Below are 21,908 nucleotides of genomic sequence, written 5' to 3'. Positions count from 1 at the left end.
GATCAACCACCCACCGCTTGATTTTTCTTTAATCCCGCTTTCCAGATCCATTGAAGCATCATAATGAATATCACGGCCCAAACCGATGCGATCATAAAGCCCTGGCGCACCTCATGACCATTAGCGGCTTGGCTGATCAGATCAATCGGAAAACCGATCATGTAACGAAAGGGCAGGAAAATGCTCCATTGCTGCAAAAGCGGTGGAAGCATCGATAATGGCGCTATTCTCCCTGATAAAAATAAAGAGATAACTTCCAGCACGCTGTAGATGGCCGCAACTTTTGTTATCCAAAAACCAAGCAGCCCGCAAGTATAGCTAAGCAAGAAACGAAGCAGCGCCCCCATCAACACCGCCGCCAAAAATAACAACAGCTGACTCATTGATATCTCAACGCGCAGTGCCGACACAAACAGCGCCGCCCCCGCCCATATCGGTATTAAAATAACAAGAAATAATAGCTTATACACTACATTCTCCGCAATCGCCCAATGGATCGGATGCAACGGCCGGATGATATAGTTGGAAAATGTCCCTTCGCGAATTTCGCGATCGAGCTCCCAAACATCCCATGCACTTGTCATTCTTTCTACAAAAATCACGGCCATAAAGTAAAAAAAGAACGCATCGCTTTGCGATGGATCAATGTTGATCCAAACAGCCATCGTAATCAAGGGCTGAGTGATAGCCCCGGTCATCCATACAATCGTAGCTAGGCGGTAAGCCAGCATTTCCATGTACTTCATCCGTAAAAGAGCAGCATATTTACGAACCATGGGACAACTCCTCCTGGAAGGCGCGCGTAATCACTTCTTCCATCGGCGGATCTTGAATGTTAATATCATGAACGTGGAAATGCTGCAAGAAATGCGCCGACACTTCAGCTACCCTCTCGCGATTAACCCGCAATACCACCCGGCTGTCCTCGATTTCTGCCACTTCCCCATAATCTTCCCAGCGCGCATTCGGCACTTCAGAAAAGCGCACCTCAAGCCGTTTGTATGGCGCCAGCTTTTCCGTTAACACCGACAATTCTCCGTCATAAATCAGCTGGCCGTAGTTAATCATCATAATGCGGTCACACAGTGCAGTCACATCTCCCATATAATGCGATGTTAATAAAATGGTCGTTTGGTGCTCACGATTATATTCCGCAATAAAACGCCGGACTTTTTCCTGTGTATGGACATCAAGGCCAATCGTTGGCTCATCCAAAAATAAAATGGCCGGCCGGTGCAATAAAGCCGCAGCCAGCTCACAGCGCATCCGCTGCCCAAGCGACAAGCTTCTCGTCGGTTTTGTTAGTAGCGGCTGTAGCTCCAACAGTTCCACTAATTCATCAAGCGTCCGACGAAAGGTGCGGTCATCGATTTCATAAATCGCCTTATTGACTAAAAAGGTTTCCATGGGCGGAATATCCCAAATCAGCTGACTTTTTTGTCCCATCACCAAACTCATCATTTTTTTAAACTCCGGCCTCTGCTCGAACGGAACAAATCCTCCAACATTCATCTTTCCCGATGTCGGGTGAAGCAGCCCAGCGAGCATTTTCATCGTCGTTGTCTTTCCTGCTCCATTCGGGCCTAAAAACCCAACAATTTCTCCTTTTGGAATGGTAAATGAAATATCTTTCACCGCTTCGACTACCTGATACTGCCGCTTCCATAAATGGCGGACCGCATCCAGCCACCCCGCCTGTCGAACATGAACGCGAAATGATTTATGCAAATGCTGAACTTCAATCATCATGTCCACCCTCCAACGCCACTTTTGAAGCCACCTATCGCCCAACAAAAAACAGGCTTCCTCATCATCGAAGCCCGACGTTGTCCTTTCCATAAAACAAATGGCATTCTAGTTGATATTTTACAAAAATCATACGTTTATGCAAGCATTTCATCCACGTCCCCAGCAAACCATGGATGCAAGAAGGAGGAATTCGATACCGCTTCCGTAAATGTCGTTCCCTTCCCCGCCACCTTCTTAAAATAAAAAAGCACTCCAAGGTGAAGAGACCCCTGTCAAGTAAACAGGAATAAAAAAGCACATTTAAGCAGCCTGAGTCCGATATTCATAAGGACTCAGGTTAGTTAATTTCTTTTGGAAACGTTGATGGTTATAAAAACAAATAGATTGGTGTACGGCATCCTTCACTTCTTCGGCCGTGCGGAAAGCGTACAGACGGAAACACTCTGCCTTGAAATGGAGGAAGAAGTGTTCCATGCAGGCATTGTCCAAACCGTTTCCTTTTCTGGACATACTGGCTTTTATATTGTATTTTTTTAGCACGTTGTTGTATCAACGGATGTATATTGGAATCCTTGATCACTATGGAGGAGGAGTCCATTGACATTCCGTTTTTTTTATAGCTTTTTTAGCGTGTCGATGACCAATTTGATGTCGTTTCAACCCCTCATAGTTAAGATACAAACGCTCGAAAGGCTCTTTCGGACTTCGAATTAGAAAAGTTTCAATCCCTGATAGTTAAGATACAAACGTAAGGAAAGGAGGAGAAAAAATAGAAGGTTGCGAGCGTTTCAATCCCTGATAGTTAAGATACAAACGATGATCCTTAACTGTACTAATAGGCTCGTTTAAGTGTTTCAATCCCTGATAGTTAAGATACAAACATTTCGCGAATTCCTTCGCGTTTCAGCAATTCTTCGGTTTCAATCCCTGATAGTTAAGATACAAACGTCTAGTTCGATGATTGACTCTTCTTGTACGAGTGGAGTTTCAATCCCTGATAGTTAAGATACAAACGAATTACCCCCTGTTTCATCTAGAATCCATTCATCAGTTTCAATCCCTGATAGTTAAGATACAAACCCCAAAAAAATGTTGATGTTGCCGTGTTTCTCTCGTTGGGGGAATGGTTGGTTTTATTATAGCGAAAATCAGAAATGGGGGCAATTGCTGATTGTGCCAAGATTTTTTATAAAAATAAACTGTCGTCGATTCCTAGGGATTTTAGCAGCATTGGAGGTCGACGACAGCTTTCATCAGAAGCTTGTCATCCTTCTGGTGCATGAAGCCAAACTGGCAAATTAACCCTGATCTTGATCAGTTGCGGAAAACACATAAAATAAACATCGCTAGTGATATCAATACATCTTGAGTTTGTAATGAATCGAAAGTATATAAACTTATTCTTTTGTTTGTCTCCCCACACGCTATGCATGTAGCCTCTCCGCATGGTGGCGCCATACTTTTTCATATTCAGAAATTAAGTTTTCAAAAATAACCTCCCAATTTTGGGTGAGTGCATAGGCGCGCCCCGCAAGCTCCATTTGTTTTCGTTGTGTGTCGTTTGACAGAAAGCGGACAATGGCAGCCGCAAATTCATCGATCGCTCCCGGCTCACATAAATAGCCGAATGCTCCGTGCTGCATAATGCTTTTCACACCGCCGCTGTTGGCGCCAATCACAGCCGTGCCGCTCGCTAACGATTCTAACACGACATTTCCAAAGGTCTCCGTCGCCGACGGAAACACAAATAAGTCGGCCGCCGCGTACACTTTCGCTAAGTCGCTTCCTTGCAAATAGCCAACAAAGGTCATACGTTCTGGTGCACGCTGCTGCATCTCCTCCTTTAACGGACCATCGCCGACCACCAGCCAGTGAACGTGATCCCGTAATGATTCCGGCAGACGTTTAGCGATTTCAGGCAAAAGCTGGACATCTTTTTCTACCGCTATTCTGCCAACATAAACAAGAAGATATTTTTCATCAATGTTATACTTTTCTCTCACTTCACGCTGATGATAATAAGGATGAAACAGTGAACAATCAACCCCGCGTGGCCAAAGATGCAAATTCGTAAAGCCACGCCGCTTTAATTGCTCTATTGTATCCTGTGATGGAACAAAGATTTTTTGCATTGAACGATGAAACCAATGCATGTAGCGCCATAAAAAATTCGAGAGAAATTGTAAATCGTAATAACGCAAATAGTGATCAAAATTTGTATGGTACGATCCGACTAGGGGAACTTGCATTTTTTTTGCATAATGCAAACCGCAAAGCCCGATGTTAAAAGGGGTAGCAACGTGGATAAGATGAGGCTGAAAAGCTTGTAGCTCCGCTTTCATTTGCAACACATTCGGAACGGCCACACGGCATTCCGGATATAAAAAGAAACGAAAGCTGCTCAAGCGGTGAATGCGGGAATGAAAGAACGGGTAATCTGGGATTTCCGGCGCAAACACTTTGTATTCGATGTTTTTCTTTTCAAAAAAATCGGTTAGGCGCTTTAATGTCCGCGCCACACCATTGATTTCAGGCACAAACGTATCCGTAAAAAGCGCAACTCTCATGCGAGCCCCTCCTCTTCAGCATTTAAAGAAGCAAGTAAAAAGCAAACGCACCGGCAGCTGTTCCAAGCAAACAGCCAGCCAAAACATCAGAAGGATAATGAAGCCCTAAATAAATTCGAGAAATGGCCACACTGAAAGCAATCGGTAAAAGACCAAACGACAAAACAGGCAATGCGAAAACAAATGGAATGACGATCGCAAATACAGCTGTTGTATGCCCAGAAGGGAATGAATGATCTTTTAACGGACCATATACCTTTGCTTCCGATAAAACAACGTATGGCCGCGGCCGCGGATAGAGGCGCTTCATCACAGCAACAGGGATGTGACTGGCGGCTAAAGCACACGCGCTGGCAACCGCCGTCATGCGCCACTCCTGCTCAAAGAAAATCATCGCCAGCAGCACAGCGACAATCGAAAAAGTGGCACCGCCAACATGTGTAACCAATCGAAAATAAATATTGAGCCATTGGTAGTCAAAATAACGATTAATGGTTCGGAACATCCGACATTCCAACGTGTAAGCCTGCTGTAAAAGCTTTGTCATCGCGCGTCAAACTCCTTTTTAAAGAAAGTGCTACATCTTCAGATTAAAACAGAAATGTTGAGGAAATGAGAATAAATTGTAAATTTTTTTCTGAGCCGATGGTTCCCTCGCTTCACCTAACCATGATCATTTGAACCCCCTTTTTCAATCGTTCGATGAAAAAAGCGGCTAAAAGAAAATAGCCGCCTTTTCCGTTTGTTTATTGATTATCCTCTGACTGCTCTGTATTTTCGTCCGTTTCTTCTGTCTGATTCGTTCCATTATCTGGTTGATCCTCTTCATTGTTGCATGCTCCCAATAGCATAATGGTTAATAATGATGCCCCCACTTTGAGTAATAACGCTTGCTTTGCTTTCATCGCCATTCCCCCCATGATTCTATAGACCCTATACATCTGGGCCTCTTCGGTACCATTATAAGGTTTTTTATTCCAATAATGTTTAAATTTACAGTAAATATAAACAAAAATAACAAGCCTTACACTCTTTTTACAAACATTCAACACGGCAAAAAACGCGGAAAACGGATCGTGTCTGCTAAGGCTTGAGACTGGACAGCAAATATGTGGACTTTCTTTTGTTTTACGAGTAACAAAGCTTCAGGGGATTTGTCCTTCAAAACTTCATGCATCTCTTTGTTTTGAAGATCAAGATGGCAAAAAATTTTTAAATTAATTATATAACAGATATTGATTTTTGATATCTGTTATAATACAATATAATCAACAAATTGAAAACAGGAAGGGAGCTACCAGCATGTTAACATTCCATCCGTTACCGCCAAAGCAATGCCAAGAATGCGGGGAAGAAATTGTAGAACAGCGCGAATCCTATTTATATGAATGCGAAAAATGCATGAGCCAACAGGAAGAATAACAGAGCCGCTATCTCTAAACAACAGCAAACAAACGACAAAAAGGGGGACAGCATCAGATGGAAATGTATGAACAAGCTTATCTACGATATTTGGAAAAATGCGAGGAGTTTGGAATTCAAGCGATTGATCCAATTGAATTTATTCATAATTTAACACCTGAGCAAATTCAAATGATGCTGAGTCAATGAATGAAACGGAGCGAAAAAATGAAGAAAAATCCCGCTGTAAGCTTGTCATCCCCTGTTCATTCCGCCAATAGAGTTGAACAGGGGATTTTGCCATTCCTTCGAAGTAAAAAAATCATATAATCGCGCAAAAAAGAGGGAGTTGACAGAACCAATCGAACCCCTCATGATCGAACTGTTCAGTGAATCAGCCTTCTTATCTATCATTTATCTGCTTGGGCCAACCGCAGCAGGATGTGTCCAGCATGATCTCGCCTTTCTCAGTGCTGAAAGAAAAATCATAAGATCATTATGAAAATCTAAACTCAACTGCGAAAGCTTCTCAATGCCCCCGATAACAGATTGACTTTTCATTCCCCATCTCCCCAAAAGAAAATAAACATCCCAATCCATCAACTATTTCAAAACAAACTGGAAGCAAAGAGTTTGATTCTTTGTAGGTCAGATCAAACGCACTCTCTTTGATAAACTTTATTAAACCATCTTCCTTATAAAAAAATAAAAAGAGCAACCGTGTATTGAAGTGACCCCTGTCAAGTAGACAGGAATAAAAAAGCACATTTAAGCAGCCTGAGTCCGATATTCATAAGGACTCAGGTTGTGTAATTTCTTTTAGAAACGATGGTGGTTATAAAAACGAATATATTTGTGTACGACATCCTTCACTTCTTCGAACGTGCGGAAAGCGTACAGATGGAAACACTCGGCCTTGAAATGGTGGAAGAAGTTTTCTATGCAGGCATTGTCTAAACCGTTTCCTTTTCTGGACATACTGGCCTTTATATTGTATCTTTTTAATAGGTTGTTGTATTGATGGGATGTATACCGGAACCCCTGATCACTATGGAGGAGGAGTCCATTTACATTCCGTTTTTTTTATGGCCTTTTTTAGCGTGTCGATGACCAGTTTGATGTCATTTCTTTGACTGATATGGTAGGCCACGATTTCATTGTTGTATAGATCTTTAATGGCGGACAAATAGAGCTTTGGCCCATTAAAAATTAAATAGGTCATATCCGTCACCCAATTCTCGTTTGGCTTTGACGCATGGAAATCTCGGTTTAGATGGTTGTCCGAAATCACATAAGGCTCTTTCTTTCCGTAATAAGGCCGTTTCTTCCGAATCACCGTCCGGATTCCCATCTCCCTCATCAGCCTTTGTACTCGTTTATGGTTGGATATCCCGTTTGTGTTTCCGTTTCAGCCAAACTTGGACTCTCCGATACCCATAGATTCCTTTCGCTTCTTCATGGCACTCTTGGATTTTTTCCTTTAGCTGCTCGTCTTCCAAGTGCTTCTGAGAAGGGCGTTCCTGTCGTTTTACCCACTTGTAATATCCGCTTCGAGACACGCCTGCTATTTCACATAATAGTTGAATCGAATCGTAACACTCGGCCATTTCTTGAATGATCGCGAACTTCTTGTGAGCTGTTACTACTTCCATTCCACCTTTCACATCTTTAAGAGCTTTTTTAGCATTTCTACTTCCGCCTCAAGACGTTTGATTTTCGTTTCAGGATCTTCTGGCGAGTTCTCGGTCTTCCTTTATTTCGTCCTTTCGCTTTGCCCCGGGTTTCCTCCAGACCTTGTATTCCTTCCTGTTCATAGCGTTTCACCCATCGACGTACCATGGAAGGACTAATCCCCCATTCTTTCGCCACCGTTTTGTATCCCATGATCTCTTCTAAATATAAATCCACGGCTTTCTTTTTAAACTTTGCATCATATGTTTTTCGTATTTTCCCCATAGAAAAATCCCCTCCATAGTAGACAGATTAATTGGCTTTCTTTTTTCTGTCTACTATAAGGGGATCATATCAACCATCAGGACGGCCCCGGCGATTAAAAAGCTTGTTGGAAAAAGGAGGTTTTTTAAACGGTTTAAGCCTTCGATCTGCCGAAAAAAGAATGCCCGCAAACACTTTTCTGTCAATGAATTTTTCGGTTTTTTCAAAATGCCATCCTTTTTGTTGCCCACGGGCGGATATAAAAGGTGCCGTCCAGCCTGGGCAACCCAAACGGACAAGCACCTGTGAGAAATTTGCGGTTTTTCTATCTTGCGCTGGAAGCCCCTGTCAATCCTTCAATCGTCAAGTCTTCGATCGTGGCCGTTTCATTATCCAATACTTGTGCCCTTGCTTTAATGCGGTCGCCTTTTTCTAAGAAAATAGCCAGCGGAAACTTGCTCGCATTGACAATATAAATGGTGGTGTCATTTTCCAGTAAGAAATAGACAACCTGCCCTTTTTCAGAAGAAGTGACAGAAACGCGACTGACTACTCCTTCCACCGGCTCGGTTACCGTTTCTTCCGTCGCGCCGATATTTCCCGGATCTTGCATCAGCGCCATGCGGTAGGCGTCCAATGTTTCCTTCGCCGTATCGCCAAAAACGGCAAAATCGGAATCATTCGCTTTAATATAGGCATATTGTTTCAACAAACCATTCGGATCAAGCACATTGACGATCCACGTTGGATGGCCGTCGACATTATAAAGAACAGGCATGGAACCTTCCCATTTTTTCTCTGGAAATTCTTTATTGACAATTTGTTTTGCCCCTTCACTATCCATGATCCCGTTGTTTTTTTCGCCGTTATAGTAAACAAGTTCGCCCGTTCGCGCATCAATCAATGTATACCCTAAAGCCGAATCAATGTTTTCTTTAGGTGATGTCATATCTGTAAAATAAAGCATTTCCCCTTTGTTGTTGAAAATCGGCGTCACTTCTGATTCGGTGCCCGATTTATTCGGAATTTTGACATCTTTTTTCCCAAACACGCTATTCAGCCAGCCGTGGACATACTTCCCAAAATAATGGTTTTCCATCGTCGCCATCTCGGAACTAACTGAGCCTTCAATAAATTCCGGCGCTTTCTCCGTATCGTACATTTCCATTTTCCCTGTTTCCGGGTCGATGACAACCACCTTGATTTCATCAAAATCCGGCCGGTTTGTAAAATGAAGCGGCCGGTATACTGTTTGAACATACCATGGTTTCCCATTATCGTCGACTTCGATTTGCGCCTCCCCGCTTTGAATATAGTGCGGATATTCATTGTAAATGACCCGCTGAATATAGTGGTGTAAATAGCTGGAATTCGTATATTTCATCGGACTTTCATGAAACTGTGGCTGCCCGCTCACATCTGTCGCGGAAATCGTGAAATATCCGGCTGTTTCTTGCCCTCTTAAAAATTTCCAAAATCCCGCAAACTCGACCGGAGCCACATAAACGACTTCTCCATTCACTTTTTGCACCTGCAATTTTCCTAAATCAAAAAATTGCGTGTTGGGAACGACGCTCATCGCTTTTTGAATTTTATTTCTAGCAAACTCCGGAGCGACCGCAATCGGCGTCTCTTCCTTCGAAAGCGGTTCAGCCTCGTCTTTTTCTTGGTAGGTGATGGTTTCGTGGGCCGTCCCCAATGCGGTAAAGCCTAACACAAACGTCACCAGCAGCCCAACCAACCCCAAGCCAAAAAGAAACATAATGGGAGTGGCCACGCGCGCTTCAAATTTTTGATCGGGACGGACCGCATAGAGCAGCAGCGGCAAGAGCACGCCGGCCGTCATTAAATTCGCCAGCAGCATGTTCGGAACCGTAATCGTCGGCATCAGAAAATAAAAAATAACGGCCGTGATTACATAACCGCCCACAAAAAGAATAGCCCCCAGTTTCAACGTCCGTACCTTTTTCACAGAAGAAAACAGGACAACGAATAATAACCCCGCCGCATAAAAAGCCATAGCGGCCGCTGTCGCAATCAAAGTCCCATTCATGATGCCCCTCCTTTTATGTATCGCTACTTGTTTTATACGTACGAACAAAAGAAAAGTTTCACATTTTTTACCGACAAGTCCCCACCTTTCATTATTGTCTGCTCTCTCCTTTATTTCCAACCACCACGCTAGGAAAACAAAAATAAAACTTTTTTGCTCAAGCACATGCTTGAACCGAACGACAGCAACTTTTTACCCGCATATTTGCTGGACTTTCAACCTTCCCATCCCTTTGTCAGCATCGAGGGCGCCGCATGCCTAGACGCCATCCTTCTTATAGCGATATGGGCGTTGCGATTGAAACAAAAAAGGGTGATTCTCTCGTTTCGCGCTGCGTTCGACACGATGGAGCACCCATTGCCGGAGTTGGCGAAGCAATGTTTCTTCATCCCACGGACTTTTCGTGAAAAAATGGCTCAGTGTCGTGCGGTGATTCGGATGAAAACTCTCATGATGAAGATCGGTCAACGTTCCTGAACAACCTTTCGTGATCATCGCATCTACCATGTGAACGAGATGCTTCAGAACCGTTTCGAGAAATAAAGCGCTAACCCCAACGTCGTGAAAAACTTGTGAATTCCTTGATGATGCGCTAGTCTATTCATGAGACATGAACCTCCTTGTGAATGGTTTGGTGGCACATCTATTCTAATCAAGGAATCGGGTTCTTGTCTCCTTTTTTGTTTGGTTGTCAATTTATGTTAGCGAATTTGCTCATCTACAGTTCATTATATAAGAAAACAAGAGAAGAGGGTATGAATGATGGTTCCCAAACTTAAGGGGGGATTGCAAAACAAGGGAAGATGATAAAACACCGGACTAAGGGGCTTCACTTTTAAGCCAGAAACTTGAGGAGAATTTTTCGTTAAACTATCGTTTTACGCAAAGTTTGAGGCAGGAAATAAAAAGTAATATAATGAAAGAAAATGACCCGGATTGCGACGAAGAAAAGGAGGGACGGTATTGACGGAACAGATCGAGCCAATCATTATTGAAGTGTTGATCGAAACGGTGTCCCCATATTTGATTTATTTGTTTGGATCAACGGTTACAGGACATGTTCATCAAGACAGCGACATTGATATCGCTTTTCTCAGCGACCAAAAACAATTGGATCATTATGAACGATTTATGGTTGCGCAAGAATTGGCATCCAGACTGCACCGGGACGTCGATCTTGTGGACCTCAAACAAGCAAGCACCGTGTTTCAGGCGCAAGTGGTCAGTAATGGCAAAGTCATCTATTGTACAAATGAACAGAAAAAAGCCGAATATGAATGGAGAGCCTTGAAGATGTACGCAAAATTGAATGAAGAACGCATGGAAATCTTGCGAAACATTAATGAAAGCGGGTCGGTTTATGAAAAATGATGTCATTTTAAATAAAATTAGCGTGATCGAGCGGTGCATAAAGCGCATTCACGAAGAATATGAGAACAACCCGAAAAATTTAGAAAACTACACGAAGCAAGACTCTATGATCTTAAATCTCCAACGAGCATGTGAAGCAAGCATCGGCCTGGCGATGCACATGGTCGCACAGAAAAAGCTAGGCCTCCCCCAAAACAGTCGAGACGCTTTTTCTCTTTTAGAACAGCACGGCATCATCACTCCTTTTCTTTCACAAAAAATGAAAGCGATGGTCGGATTTAGAAACATCGCTGTTCACGACTACCAGGAGATTAATTTGACAATTTTGCAAAAAATACTTGATCACCATCTAACCGACTTTACCGAGTTCACGAAAGCGATTCTTTTTTATGAACAGTGAAGCGGGCGGTGCAGATGCGCGCCGTCCGAGCATGTTATTTAAGCAAAGACATAATTCAAGATAGGGACAAATCATTATTCCATCGCGCTCAATTTGCCGTCTGCTCTTCCCTCAGCACTTCCAGTACGACCTTCGTCTTACATCCTGCTGTATATCGATTCCGCTTCTCCATGTCCTCAGTATAACTTATTTATCGCCTCCTTGTGTTTCAGCTTATGGGTTCATTGTAAATCGACCAACTATGTTTCAATCCCTCATAGTTAAGATAAAAACGCGCGTTAAACGGAACACCTCTTAAAATCGGCTCTGCAAGTTTCAATCCCTCATAGTTAAGATAAAAACTCCGTTCTTAAATCCTTTTTCTCTCATGTATTTAAGTTTCAATCCCTCATAGTTAAGATAAAAACTCAACTGGCTGAAGACTACAACGGATGTTGGACTGTGTTTCAATCCCTCATAGTTAAGATAAAAACAGAAATGGTGGATTAGAACCTGGGGGGAGAGTCCGGTTTCAATCCCTCATAGTTAAGATAAAAACGCGTGCGAGAGTGGAGAATGAGCGCCAACGCATCAATGTTTCAATCCCTCATAGTTAAGATAAAAACTCACCGGTATGTTTATCACGGAAAGGTTTGATTACTTCAGTTTCAATCCCTCATAGTTAAGATAAAAACAACATGCTCGCGCATATTCCCGCCTGCATTCCCACATTGTTTCAATCCCTCATAGTTAAGATAAAAACATAAGAATTGTCTAATACCACGTTCTCTTCTTTATCGTTTCAATCCCTCATAGTTAAGATAAAAACAGATGTTTGCACATCCTCAAAGCCTGCCGCGTGCGCATGTTTCAATCCCTCATAGTTAAGATAAAAACAGGATATACGGGGAGGGGCGGGTCAAAAATTTTTTAGTTTCAATCCCTCATAGTTAAGATAAAAACGCAAGGCATGCAATTTGATATGCCGAAATCCATTCTTTTTGTTTCAATCCCTCATAGTTAAGATAAAAACGGCGGCCGGATGGAAATTTTGATTCGAGCGGTCGGAGTTTCAATCCCTCATAGTTAAGATAAAAACGCACAAAGGGACGCCGGCAGCCGTGGAAGAACTGAGTTTCAATCCCTCATAGTTAAGATAAAAACACAAATTCTGTCTTTTTAAGGCTCTCCATACACTAGTTTCAATCCCTCATAGTTAAGATAAAAACGTCGAGCACTACAGGGAGCTTTTTGAAGCTGCAATGGGTTTCAATCCCTCATAGTTAAGATAAAAACGGGCGATCTTTACGATTTAACTCTTGAAAGCAAAAGTTTCAATCCCTCATAGTTAAGATAAAAACCGTTTCCTTGATACCGTTCGGTAAGACCTCAAGTAGTTTCAATCCCTCATAGTTAAGATAAAAACGCGAGTTATCTCTGCATATCCTCAAGCAGTGTTCAGAGTTTCAATCCCTCATAGTTAAGATAAAAACACGAACAAATCCCTCCATGTTGCAGATTACAAATCAAGTTTCAATCCCTCATAGTTAAGATAAAAACGCAGTTCAAACAACCAACGTGTCTCGATATGGGAATGGTTTCAATCCCTCATAGTTAAGATAAAAACAGACGTAGCCAAGAAGGCACCTGCAGGAGCGTTTGAGTTTCAATCCCTCATAGTTAAGATAAAAACTCGTTTTTCATGACAAGCGAAGGAGAATGGATTCCGTTTCAATCCCTCATAGTTAAGATAAAAACTTTGCTGCCGACGAATTTGTTGAAGAGTTCGGTGAGGGTTTCAATCCCTCATAGTTAAGATAAAAACGCACATGGTTCAAGAATAACACCCTCTTTTAGTTGAGTTTCAATCCCTCATAGTTAAGATAAAAACCTGAATGTCATACGGTCAATTATGTTCCGATTGCGTGTTTCAATCCCTCATAGTTAAGATAAAAACATTCACGCTTCATTTGATTTAACGTTTCTCTTCTGAAGTTTCAATCCCTCATAGTTAAGATAAAAACTGGGGTTATCTAAAGAAGAAAAAGAGCAATTGAGGGTTTCAATCCCTCATAGTTAAGATAAAAACCCATCTAGGAATACCGTATGTTCCGCTGCCTATTTGTTTCAATCCCTCATAGTTAAGATAAAAACGGAAAGGACGATAATCCAACAGGCACGGGTTCAATTAGGTTTCAATCCCTCATAGTTAAGATAAAAACCGATTATTCATATACATTGGGAGACGGCAGTGTATTGCGGTTTCAATCCCTCATAGTTAAGATAAAAACGGCAATAGAGGTGGCGGTGCGCCGCCGGGAAACAAGTTTCAATCCCTCATAGTTAAGATAAAAACACAACTTAGTGATATTCGTTTATTGTAGCAGGTGAAGTTTCAATCCCTCATAGTTAAGATAAAAACGGATTTGCAGGTGGTTTGTCAGGGGCATTTATTGAGAGTTTCAATCCCTCATAGTTAAGATAAAAACACGAAAGGGTCAAAGAGTATGCGTGATATGATCCTGGTTTCAATCCCTCATAGTTAAGATAAAAACACAAAACAAGTGGAATACAGAAGGCGTGTTGGCAAAGTTTCAATCCCTCATAGTTAAGATAAAAACCCCAAAAAATGATGATAAAATCAACGTTTGAAAAATGGATACAATGTCATTATAAACTTATCTTAAAATTCAATCAATCGTTTCTTTTCCATATGGCTGTGGGATTTTTGGCGATTGGCCATGTGTCGTCGATCCCCAGGGGGTTGTGCGCTATTGGAGGTCGACGACAAATCTTTTTCAATAGATTCAGTAAAAAATCGATTGTCTCGCAGCGGCGTTTTCCATTCGGTCTTTCCGAAATATCAAAGTCGTAGACTGTTTTAAAAGCACGATAGCGGTAGATTCTTTTGCTACTCGATTCATTTGTATGCTTGCCCCTATGGCCAATAGAAGCTTTTCGGATAAATGGAGGCAAACAAAGGCGTTCAACGGACAGAAAAAACGGAACAATAATGGAGGAGGGCAGAAAATCAACTTGCCTATAATCAAACAAAAGACAGAAGCCTTATTTCGCTTCTGTCTTTCGCGTGTAGACAAAAGATCAAATCCTATGACTCTTTGTCTACTTCCTTCATATTCTTCTCTATTATTTCGCTATTGATTTCAAAATATGATCAATAATTTGCTCATTCGCGATAATGCCTGTATAGAGCCAGCTTTCATCTGGAGAAAACTCATATACCTTTCCGGCTTTTACAGCAGGTATACTCTTCCATAGCTTGTTATTTAGGATAGGCGAGCCATTCGCTTTGTCGCTATTAACAAGAAATATGTAATCAGCATCTAGCTCCGCTAATTTTTCTAACGAAATTGGATTCCAGTTTGCTGTTCCACTTTCTGAAATTTCTTTTACTACTTTTGGAACTTTTAATCCTAAATCTTCATACATAACGGCACCGCTTGATAGTTTTTCACTTACGACAAAAAAGCTTCCATTGACTAGCCAAATAGCGGCTACAGAAGGATTGCCAGCATCAGCGATTTTCTCTTTTGCTTCTTTGACCTTCGCTTCATAATCATCTAAAAGTTTTTCCGCTTTCTCTTTTTTGCCAAAAATCTCTCCCACACGCAGCAATTCCTCACGCCAATCATTATTTTCTTCTTTACCAATGACATACGTTGGGGCAATTTGGTTATATTGCTCGTACTTTCCGCCTTCCACCATGCTCGCAGAGTCTATGATAATTAAATCCGGCGAAAATTTTTGGACGGCTTCAAATGGCAAATCATATGGAATCGTTGGAACATCTTTTAATTGGTCTTGCAAGTATCCTTGAACGCTTGCGCCGTTATTGACACTCCACTGGGCAACAGGCTTGATTCCCAAAGCGAGTAGCGGGTCTTCAAGATATGAAGCAAGCACACGCTTAGGATTGGCTGGAATCTTCACTTCATGGCCCATTGCATCCGTTAAAATGCGCTCTTTCGGTGTCTCTTCTTTCGCATTGTCTGCAGATTTCCCTGCCGTGTCTTCTTTGGCCGCTCCGCAAGCTGCAAGGGATAAGATCAACAATGCCATCCCAACCAGCTGTGGGAGTTTCCATTTTCTTAATGCACGAACCATTTAAATCCCCCTTAAAATATGATAGAATTCTCTTGTTGATATTGATTATCAACATCAATTGAATCATATAATAGACAGATTGTCAATTGCCCGAAAAAAATTAGCATGAAAATAGCCCTTGCATCAGCTTTGCCTTTAAAGTAAGAATAATAGTGTGACCAAATGTTCCAACCCCCCAGCATTCTTTTAAACATTTAAAAATCGTAGATAATTAGCAAGCTGAACGTTTTCTAATCGTTCCGTTCAATCGTCGTCGCCGAAGGGCGCTTTGCTGTCCAATGAATTTGGTATGAATGAGCGTCATAAAAGGTTGTCCCATGATGGTTATATATATCCAGCTAAAATGATAATGGGACTCATGTTCATATTGATGGAGTTGGTTGATTTTTCGGCAGTCGGTTGGCCGAATCAAGCCGCCATAAGCCTGAAAGCAGCTCTGGCTGAACCTTCTCATGATGCGAATGCGGGACGAAAAAATAAGGATCGTAGCAGAACCAGTTGGATGGTCAAAAATGATTTCTAGCTATCAAAAAAAGAATTCGTATTTTTATAGGAAAAGGAAGTTGTTGGATATGACGATAAAAAACTCGGCACAGTCAGCTACAAAAGCTTTGCATAACCATCATCTGTCGGGCATCGCGATTTTGCTGTTCGGTTCCCTTCTATTGCTTTTTTTCATCATCGCTTCTATCCATGTTGGAGCGGCAGATCTTCGCTATTCTACCATATGGAAGGCGTTATTTCATTTTAATAGTGACCATTCTTCTCACGTGATTATTAGGGAGTTAAGACTTCCAAGGGCGATCGCTGCCGTTTTAGTCGGTGCAGCTCTCGCCACCTCTGGGGCGATTATGCAGGGAATGACGCGAAACCCTCTCGCCTCCCCTTCCATCATGGGAGTATCAGCGGGTTCCGCCTTTTTAGTAGCGATTGCGATCGCTTTCCTTCCCGGCATTTCCTATTACGGGCTAATCTTTTTTTCATTCGTTGGAGCCGGTGTGGGAGCGGGACTGGTATTCGGAATTGCTTCTCTGTCTAAGGGAGGAATGACACCGGTAAAGCTTGCGTTAGCCGGTTCAGCCATAACAGGCCTGCTTAGTTCGCTATCTACAGCGATTGGAATCAAATATAATGTTTCAAAGGATCTTAGCTATTGGTACGCTGGGGGTGTGGCCGGCGTGCAAATGCAGCACCTGCACTATTTAACTCCTTTTGTATTGGGAGGGCTCATTTTAGCTGTTATCTTGTCCCGTTCGATCACAATTCTTAGTTTGGGAGAAGAAATTTCAAAAGGTTTAGGGCAAAATACACGGATGATAAAGCTTTTAGGGACCATCGTCGTTTTACTTTTAACAGGGGCAGCGGTATCCATCGCCGGAATGATTGGATTTGTGGGTCTTGTGATTCCGCACATCACCCGCTTCTTAACCGGGGTAGACTATCGCTGGATCATCCCGTGCTCTGCGATTCTCGGCGGCATTTTATTAATTGTTGCCGATATTGTCGGACGCATGATCAATCCGCCTTTCGAAACGCCTGTAGGTGCGATCACTGCATTGGTTGGTGTTCCTTTCTTCCTTTACTTAGCGCGTAAAGAAGGGAGAGAGCTATAATGGATCATCTTTTATCCAAAAATCAAAAGAAATTTAAGCTCTTATTATCCATTACGAGTATGTTAACCATTATGATGCTGATTCTTAGCATTAACGCAGGATTTATTAAAATTCCTTTCGATGCCGTATTAGCAACACTGATAGGGCAAGGCACGGAACAAAATGAACTGACCATTTTTCAATTTCGGCTGCCCAGAATCATTCTAGCGCTTTTAGTTGGAGCGGGCATTGCTGTATCAGGAGCCATTTTGCAGGGAGTCTCGCGAAATCCTCTTGCCGATCCTGGAATTATTGGCATCAATTCCGGTGCCGGGTTTACGACCGTTCTTTACATGTTTTTCTTCCAACAGACGGCATTTTTTAAAGGGGAGTTATCGGTATTTATTATGCCGCTTACCGCATTAATTGGGGCGTTCGGGGCGGCTATACTCATTTACATGCTTTCGTGGAAAAATGGCAAAGTCACTCCCGTTCGCTTATTGTTGGTTGGCATCGGCATCAACGCAGCGTTTGGAGCAGGACTCATTATTTTTCAAATGAAAATGGAACCGATCAATTTTATGAAGGCGATTATTTGGCTGTCAGGCACGATTTGGGGAACGAACTGGACATTTGTACTTGCGTTGCTTCCTTGGCTGATCCTATTGATTCCTTATGCGGTCTATAAAGCTCGATTTCTCGATGCATTATCGATGGGGGACGAAATAGCTACCGGCGTAGGCGTTCCTATTGAAAGAGAAAAAAGAAAGCTTCTGATCGTCTCTGTTGCATTAGCCGGGGCTTGCGTGGCGGTCGGCGGCGGCATTACTTTTTTAGGCTTAATCGCCCCGCATATTTCTAGGCTTCTCATCGGCTCGCGAAATGCCAAGCTGCTTCCGCTTACCGCTATCATCGGGGCATTATTGCTGCTATCAGCCGATACGTTAGGCAGAGTCATTATGGCACCTGTGGAACTGCCGGTCGGATTAGTGGTTTCTATTTTAAGTGTTCCTTATTTTATATACTTACTATTGAAAACTGTTTAAAAGTTGCGGTGAGAACGTTTAGATGCTTCTTCAGTAAAAGCGAAGTGTACTGTGAAAAAAGTTTGCCTCATGCCCATCGAAAAATCAATCTGATCATCTTCGTACAGTCTGGTGTAAAATAATACAGCAATATTGATTGACCACGACTTAGATGTTGTTAAACATATATCTATAGGATATAGATAATAAGTTAACATTTGCATCGATATGGAGTTTAGTCCGTTTTTCCACGGTCGAGTAGCTGAACAACGTTGCTTACACACAAAATAGATCTCTGTAAGCCGTCCTGTTGTTCGGAGGCCGGCCACGCACTTTAACTGTCGAAGGTAAGTCGATGACTTGCCTTCGACAGTTAAAAAACAGAACCGTTTCTTTTCAATCAGCTATAAGTCTAATTTTGAATCAGTGAAATAAAATTTAACCCTCAATAATGACTTCCGGTCTTATTTTCTTTATTTGTTTTAAAAATAACGATTTGTCTTTAGGAGAAATTAAGATGAACTTCGACTTTCCATATGTGATTTGCAAGCGGTCAAGGGATAAAGCCGGTGCTGCCAGGGGATTTTTAGACTCGGTGATCGCTTCAATTTCTTCAAGAGGAATTGTCCAACTAAAAATTCCTCCTCTTACTTTTAAGACTTTGTCAGTTAAAATGTAAAATGTATGAAACCATCCTGAAAGCAAAAATAGTGTAAATAAACTACAAATGACGGTTAATAAAATTTTGTCAGTAACAGTTAGATCCTCCGCTATAGTACCTAACTCTAAGTGGACAGCTGTTGGCAACGCAATACTTCCAACGATTAATAGCCATATCAGGATGGAACTAATGGGTCCTTTTTTCGAGTAAAAGACCAACTTAACCCTCCTTTCATTTTTATCTTTATATGTTATATTTTACAATACAGAGCAAGATGAGTCCATATTTCTCCTCCTGAATCAGTCAGATGCGTCATCTCATCAAATCTGTGACAATGATCGAAGCATCGGCTTTCAAAATCTGAATGGAAGGATATCTCCATTAAAAAATTCCATTCAATTGAAAACGCGAACAGCGTGATCACTGTTCGCGTTTGTTTACATTAGCTTGCTTTTAAATTTGAAGTGCTTTTATTTTTTTCTTTCAGTTTCCAATAGATCGGCAAACCAATTAACGTAATACCAATCGAGAAAAGCGTGTCGGCAGGAGCATTCATCAGCGTACTGATAATAATATATGCTGTGCCCCCAATCGCCACAAGCGGCGTAATCGGATATAACGGAACTTTATATAAACGCGATTCATTTTTATCTTTTTTGCGAAGCAAGAAAACCGCATTAAAAGACAATCCATAAAATAGCAAGACAGCGAAAATCGCCATATCCGTCAGCCTGTCAGGATTCCAAAAGATCATCATCACGATCGCAATCACAGCTTGTACAACAGTGGCCCCTACCGGCGTATTAAATTTTGGATGGATGCCGGAAAGGAATTTCGATCCTGGAAGAAGCCCTCTTACTGCCATAGCGTAAGGAATTCGCGGGAATGTAAGAATTTTTCCATTTAAGCATCCAAAAATCGAGATTAAAATACCGATCGCTAAAATTTTACCGCCGATTTCGCCAAACAATAATGTTGCTGCTGTTGATGCCGCATTTGGTCCTAACTCAACAATCTGATCAGCAGGAAGCACATGCAGCATAGCAATATTAACCGATAAATAAGCAATAATAACAACTAAAAGTCCCGAAATGATGGCTCTTGGAAGATCTTTTGCCGGGTTTTTCATTTCTCCCGCCATGAATCCGACATTCATCCAACCATCATAGGCCCAGAGCGTGGCTAAAATGGCAGCCCCCATACTTAAATTTTGAATATTTCCACTTTCTACATTAAAAACAGCGGCATCGCCTTTAAACATTCCAAATACGGCAATCAAGATAATCGGAATCAGCTTTCCGATTGTGGAAGCCGTTTGAATAAATCCGCCAAACTTTGTTCCCAATAAATTCAAACCTGCAAGTAAAATCGTCGTTACAATTCCGATGATCAGGCTGCTTCCTTTTGGAAAATGAAAAAAGTCAGCCATTAATGTACCGAAATATAGAGCAAGAGCACCAATAACAGCCGGTCCATAGACAATAGTTTGCACCCAGCCGCACAAAAACCCCCATGTTTTCCCATAAACTTCTTCAATATAAGCGTATAATCCGCCGGTTTTAGGAATCTTCACACTGACTTCTGCAATGGTTAGGCCGCTCGCCAATGTAATAATGCCGCCGATAATCCACGCCAAAAGCGCCATATTGGAATTACCGGTCGCAGACAGGACGACCCCCGGCTTCATAAAGATTCCGGAACCTATTACAGTTCCAATCACTAAAGACGTAGAAACAAAAAAACCGATGTTGCGCTTTAATTTCATTTCCTTTTCCATTTCTCCTGTCCCCCTCAGAAGTACAAATGTATAATTATATAGTTGCAAGGATTATATCATACTAAACAGCACAAAATAATTTTTCCGAATTATTTTATTATTATTTTTTCAATACTTCTCATTCGTGTCTTATCTAAAATCCTTTGTATAATAAGCTTTTATCAAACAAACAAAAAAATAATACTATATAAAATTTTATTTTTTACTATATTCTAAAAATTAATGATATTTTATTTGTCTGTTGTTCTACGCGAACCCAAAAAGCCTTTTAAGAGCTTCGAAGTTGGAGGTAAAGCTAATGCTCAACCATCTGAAGCACGAAAGACCGAAAACGCTGGACAGACAAGTGGAGATGTGATGTACAGACGGGCTGGCGAGGATCGTGACGCGGGATGAAAGCTTTTTAGGATTTTTATGCACAATTTATTAGCGGCTGGCTGAGACTCGTTTTTATTCCTATACTGAATGCTGGGGATAGAACACAAAATGATTATCGGTATCATCGCTTACGTCAGCCCATAAGCAATCTAAAACTCCTCCTCTGCAAATTTTCTTCACAAATCATGACGTCTACTGTAAAATATCATAAATATAATTAAACATATAAGAAATACTGGAATTAGGAGACCAAAAACCCCTTCCTCCGTTCCTCGTCCATTCGTACGTGTAAATCAATGGTTTATCGTTTTTTCGGTTCTCTTCACTTCGATGACCTATCAAGAATGGTCGCTGCTATTTCCATTGATCTCCAGCCTTTTAGGATTATTCTTTCATTTCCATCTCGTGATGAGAGCAGCAAAGTTCTTTTTACGAAAGGAACCAAGCGAATACATTCCTGAGGATGATGCACAGCAGTCATTCAATCAAATCATTGCGGTCATTTGCTTATCGATCGGTGATGTGTCATTTTTAGCGGGATGGACAAAGATCGCTTACGTATTGACGCTCCTAGTGGCTCTGGCAGCCTTTGCGGCCATTCTTGGTTTTTGCATTGGCTGCTTTATCGTAAAAAAGATCCAAGCAAAGCTAGATTGTCTAAATAAAGGGGAAGTATACATCAATATCCATGTAAAAAAGGTTTTGGCTTATATCATCAGAAACGTTCATCATACTTGGGAGCTTTTAGTATTTGAACATCAAAATATTCCTGAGGCAGGGATTCAAATACTTGGAGGAACATTTGAATCTTGTGACCGTGATTGATCTAGTGCTGTATTACGAGAAATGAAAGAGGAAGCGGGTATAGATAAAGCAACCTGAATTACAGAGATTT

20 protein-coding genes, 2 pseudogenes and 2 CRISPR repeat arrays are annotated in these 21,908 nt (G+C 41.7%); of the genes and pseudogenes, 7 read left to right on the top strand and 15 right to left on the bottom strand.

All coding sequences use genetic code 11. The features are described 5' to 3' along the window. Positions 1-2: 2 nt before the first annotated feature. The 6 genes from AT864_RS15245 to AT864_RS18010 form a co-directional block, all read right to left on the bottom strand. Positions 3-776, bottom strand: coding sequence for an ABC-2 family transporter protein (locus AT864_RS15245; RefSeq protein ID WP_066150407.1), 774 nt, complete (start codon positions 774-776; stop codon positions 3-5). Then, entirely contained in the window at positions 766-1,746 is a 981-nt protein-coding gene (locus AT864_RS15240) for an ATP-binding cassette domain-containing protein (protein WP_066150433.1), read from the bottom strand. The genes AT864_RS15245 and AT864_RS15240 overlap by 11 nt, the downstream gene beginning before the upstream one ends. Positions 1,747-2,049: 303 nt before the next feature. Further along, positions 2,050-2,289, bottom strand: a complete 240-nt coding sequence (locus AT864_RS18810) for an IS3 family transposase (protein ID WP_156450551.1) — start codon at positions 2,287-2,289, stop codon at positions 2,050-2,052. Between the two features lie 113 nt (positions 2,290-2,402). Then, a CRISPR array of direct repeats spans positions 2,403-2,829; the repeat unit is 30 nt; unit sequence GTTTCAATCCCTGATAGTTAAGATACAAAC. A gap of 344 nt (positions 2,830-3,173) precedes the next feature. After that, positions 3,174-4,316: a glycosyltransferase family 1 protein gene (locus tag AT864_RS15235; RefSeq protein ID WP_066150400.1), complete on the bottom strand. Its 1,143-nt coding sequence runs from the start codon at positions 4,314-4,316 to the stop codon at positions 3,174-3,176. A 22-nt stretch (positions 4,317-4,338) separates the two neighbouring features. Continuing rightward, positions 4,339-4,863, bottom strand: a complete 525-nt coding sequence (locus AT864_RS15230) for a phosphatase PAP2 family protein (RefSeq protein ID WP_066150396.1) — start codon at positions 4,861-4,863, stop codon at positions 4,339-4,341. A 199-nt stretch (positions 4,864-5,062) separates the two neighbouring features. After that, on the bottom strand, positions 5,063-5,221 hold the full coding sequence (locus tag AT864_RS18010) for a hypothetical protein (protein WP_156450550.1): 159 nt from the start codon (positions 5,219-5,221) through the stop codon (positions 5,063-5,065). A gap of 397 nt (positions 5,222-5,618) precedes the next feature. Here AT864_RS18010 and yhfH point away from each other — a divergent pair, with 397 nt between their 5' ends. Together yhfH and AT864_RS18555 are read left to right on the top strand one after the other, a co-directional pair. Beyond that, positions 5,619-5,738: a protein YhfH gene (yhfH, locus tag AT864_RS17750; RefSeq protein ID WP_080862588.1), complete on the top strand. Its 120-nt coding sequence runs from the start codon at positions 5,619-5,621 to the stop codon at positions 5,736-5,738. A 57-nt stretch (positions 5,739-5,795) separates the two neighbouring features. After that, positions 5,796-5,927: a hypothetical protein gene (locus AT864_RS18555; RefSeq protein WP_255357516.1), complete on the top strand. Its 132-nt coding sequence runs from the start codon at positions 5,796-5,798 to the stop codon at positions 5,925-5,927. Positions 5,928-6,536: 609 nt separating this feature from the next. Here the strand turns inward: AT864_RS18555 and AT864_RS18805 are convergent. The 6 genes and pseudogenes from AT864_RS18805 to AT864_RS15205 all read right to left on the bottom strand — a co-directional run. Next, on the bottom strand, positions 6,537-6,707 hold the full coding sequence (locus AT864_RS18805; RefSeq protein WP_369815609.1) for an IS3 family transposase: 171 nt from the start codon (positions 6,705-6,707) through the stop codon (positions 6,537-6,539). 58 nt (positions 6,708-6,765) lie between these two features. Continuing rightward, entirely contained in the window at positions 6,766-7,053 is a 288-nt protein-coding gene (locus tag AT864_RS18000) for a DDE-type integrase/transposase/recombinase (protein WP_197431030.1), read from the bottom strand. A 40-nt stretch (positions 7,054-7,093) separates the two neighbouring features. After that, entirely contained in the window at positions 7,094-7,369 is a 276-nt protein-coding gene (locus AT864_RS17995) for an IS3 family transposase (protein WP_255357515.1), read from the bottom strand. A gap of 8 nt (positions 7,370-7,377) precedes the next feature. Continuing rightward, a pseudogene (locus tag AT864_RS15220) lies at positions 7,378-7,673 on the bottom strand (transposase). 304 nt (positions 7,674-7,977) lie between these two features. Beyond that, complete coding sequence (locus AT864_RS15210) at positions 7,978-9,705, bottom strand: DNA-binding protein (protein ID WP_066150385.1); 1,728 nt, start codon at positions 9,703-9,705, stop codon at positions 7,978-7,980. A 309-nt stretch (positions 9,706-10,014) separates the two neighbouring features. Then, positions 10,015-10,310 (bottom strand): annotated as a pseudogene (locus AT864_RS15205) (transposase); the annotation flags it as partial. Positions 10,311-10,668: 358 nt separating this feature from the next. Here AT864_RS15205 and AT864_RS15200 point away from each other — a divergent pair. Both AT864_RS15200 and AT864_RS15195 read left to right on the top strand, forming a co-directional pair. Continuing rightward, complete coding sequence (locus tag AT864_RS15200) at positions 10,669-11,076, top strand: nucleotidyltransferase domain-containing protein (protein ID WP_066150382.1); 408 nt, start codon at positions 10,669-10,671, stop codon at positions 11,074-11,076. Next, positions 11,066-11,476 (top strand): DUF86 domain-containing protein, encoded by a 411-nt coding sequence (locus tag AT864_RS15195; RefSeq protein ID WP_066150379.1) that lies wholly within the window; start codon positions 11,066-11,068, stop codon positions 11,474-11,476. Before AT864_RS15200 ends, AT864_RS15195 begins: the two co-directional genes overlap by 11 nt. Before the next feature lie 243 nt (positions 11,477-11,719). Next, a CRISPR array of direct repeats spans positions 11,720-14,076; the repeat unit is 30 nt; unit sequence GTTTCAATCCCTCATAGTTAAGATAAAAAC. A gap of 526 nt (positions 14,077-14,602) precedes the next feature. Here the strand turns inward: AT864_RS15195 and AT864_RS15190 are convergent. Then, positions 14,603-15,580, bottom strand: coding sequence for an iron-hydroxamate ABC transporter substrate-binding protein (locus tag AT864_RS15190; protein WP_066150376.1), 978 nt, complete (start codon positions 15,578-15,580; stop codon positions 14,603-14,605). 572 nt (positions 15,581-16,152) lie between these two features. Between AT864_RS15190 and AT864_RS15180 the strand changes: the two genes are divergently transcribed. After that, on the top strand, positions 16,153-17,193 hold the full coding sequence (locus tag AT864_RS15180; RefSeq protein WP_066150368.1) for an iron ABC transporter permease: 1,041 nt from the start codon (positions 16,153-16,155) through the stop codon (positions 17,191-17,193). After that, entirely contained in the window at positions 17,193-18,218 is a 1,026-nt protein-coding gene (locus AT864_RS15175) for an iron ABC transporter permease (protein WP_066150364.1), read from the top strand. Before AT864_RS15180 ends, AT864_RS15175 begins: the two co-directional genes overlap by 1 nt. Before the next feature lie 417 nt (positions 18,219-18,635). On the opposite strand, the gene AT864_RS15170 is transcribed toward AT864_RS15175, so the two are convergent. Beyond that, positions 18,636-19,076 (bottom strand): PH domain-containing protein, encoded by a 441-nt coding sequence (locus AT864_RS15170; RefSeq protein WP_066150361.1) that lies wholly within the window; start codon positions 19,074-19,076, stop codon positions 18,636-18,638. A 224-nt stretch (positions 19,077-19,300) separates the two neighbouring features. Continuing rightward, positions 19,301-20,635: an APC family permease gene (locus AT864_RS15165; RefSeq protein ID WP_066150358.1), complete on the bottom strand. Its 1,335-nt coding sequence runs from the start codon at positions 20,633-20,635 to the stop codon at positions 19,301-19,303. 582 nt (positions 20,636-21,217) lie between these two features. Between AT864_RS15165 and AT864_RS18800 the strand changes: the two genes are divergently transcribed. Continuing rightward, the gene (locus AT864_RS18800; RefSeq protein WP_369815608.1) at positions 21,218-21,838 is read left to right on the top strand and encodes a DUF4395 family protein; all 621 of its coding nucleotides are present in this window, start codon (positions 21,218-21,220) and stop codon (positions 21,836-21,838) included. Positions 21,839-21,908: the final 70 nt, after the last annotated feature.

It is taken from the genome of Anoxybacillus sp. P3H1B, from assembly GCF_001560855.1.
In the GTDB taxonomy this organism is placed as follows: Bacteria; Bacillota; Bacilli; order Bacillales; family Anoxybacillaceae; genus Anoxybacteroides; species Anoxybacteroides rupiense.
The sequence above is the reverse complement of the archived record's forward strand: the minus strand, read 5'-3'. Positions and strand labels throughout refer to the sequence as shown.

Excerpts from the sequence above, each read along its gene's own strand:
- AT864_RS15245 (WP_066150407.1), bottom strand. The coding sequence starts at position 776 with ATGGTTCGTAAATATGCTGCTCTTTTACGGATGAAGTACATGGAAATG.
- AT864_RS15240 (WP_066150433.1), bottom strand. The coding sequence starts at position 1,746 with ATGATTGAAGTTCAGCATTTGCATAAATCATTTCGCGTTCATGTTCGA.
- AT864_RS15235 (WP_066150400.1), bottom strand. The coding sequence starts at position 4,316 with ATGAGAGTTGCGCTTTTTACGGATACGTTTGTGCCTGAAATCAATGGT.
- AT864_RS15230 (WP_066150396.1), bottom strand. The coding sequence starts at position 4,863 with ATGACAAAGCTTTTACAGCAGGCTTACACGTTGGAATGTCGGATGTTC.
- AT864_RS18010 (WP_156450550.1), bottom strand. The coding sequence starts at position 5,221 with ATGAAAGCAAAGCAAGCGTTATTACTCAAAGTGGGGGCATCATTATTA.
- yhfH (WP_080862588.1), top strand. The coding sequence starts at position 5,619 with ATGTTAACATTCCATCCGTTACCGCCAAAGCAATGCCAAGAATGCGGG.
- AT864_RS18555 (WP_255357516.1), top strand. The coding sequence starts at position 5,796 with ATGGAAATGTATGAACAAGCTTATCTACGATATTTGGAAAAATGCGAG.
- AT864_RS17995 (WP_255357515.1), bottom strand. The coding sequence starts at position 7,369 with ATGGAAGTAGTAACAGCTCACAAGAAGTTCGCGATCATTCAAGAAATG.
- AT864_RS15210 (WP_066150385.1), bottom strand. The coding sequence starts at position 9,705 with ATGAATGGGACTTTGATTGCGACAGCGGCCGCTATGGCTTTTTATGCG.
- AT864_RS15195 (WP_066150379.1), top strand. The coding sequence starts at position 11,066 with ATGAAAAATGATGTCATTTTAAATAAAATTAGCGTGATCGAGCGGTGC.
- AT864_RS15190 (WP_066150376.1), bottom strand. The coding sequence starts at position 15,580 with ATGGTTCGTGCATTAAGAAAATGGAAACTCCCACAGCTGGTTGGGATG.
- AT864_RS15180 (WP_066150368.1), top strand. The coding sequence starts at position 16,153 with ATGACGATAAAAAACTCGGCACAGTCAGCTACAAAAGCTTTGCATAAC.
- AT864_RS15175 (WP_066150364.1), top strand. The coding sequence starts at position 17,193 with ATGGATCATCTTTTATCCAAAAATCAAAAGAAATTTAAGCTCTTATTA.
- AT864_RS15165 (WP_066150358.1), bottom strand. The coding sequence starts at position 20,635 with ATGGAAAAGGAAATGAAATTAAAGCGCAACATCGGTTTTTTTGTTTCT.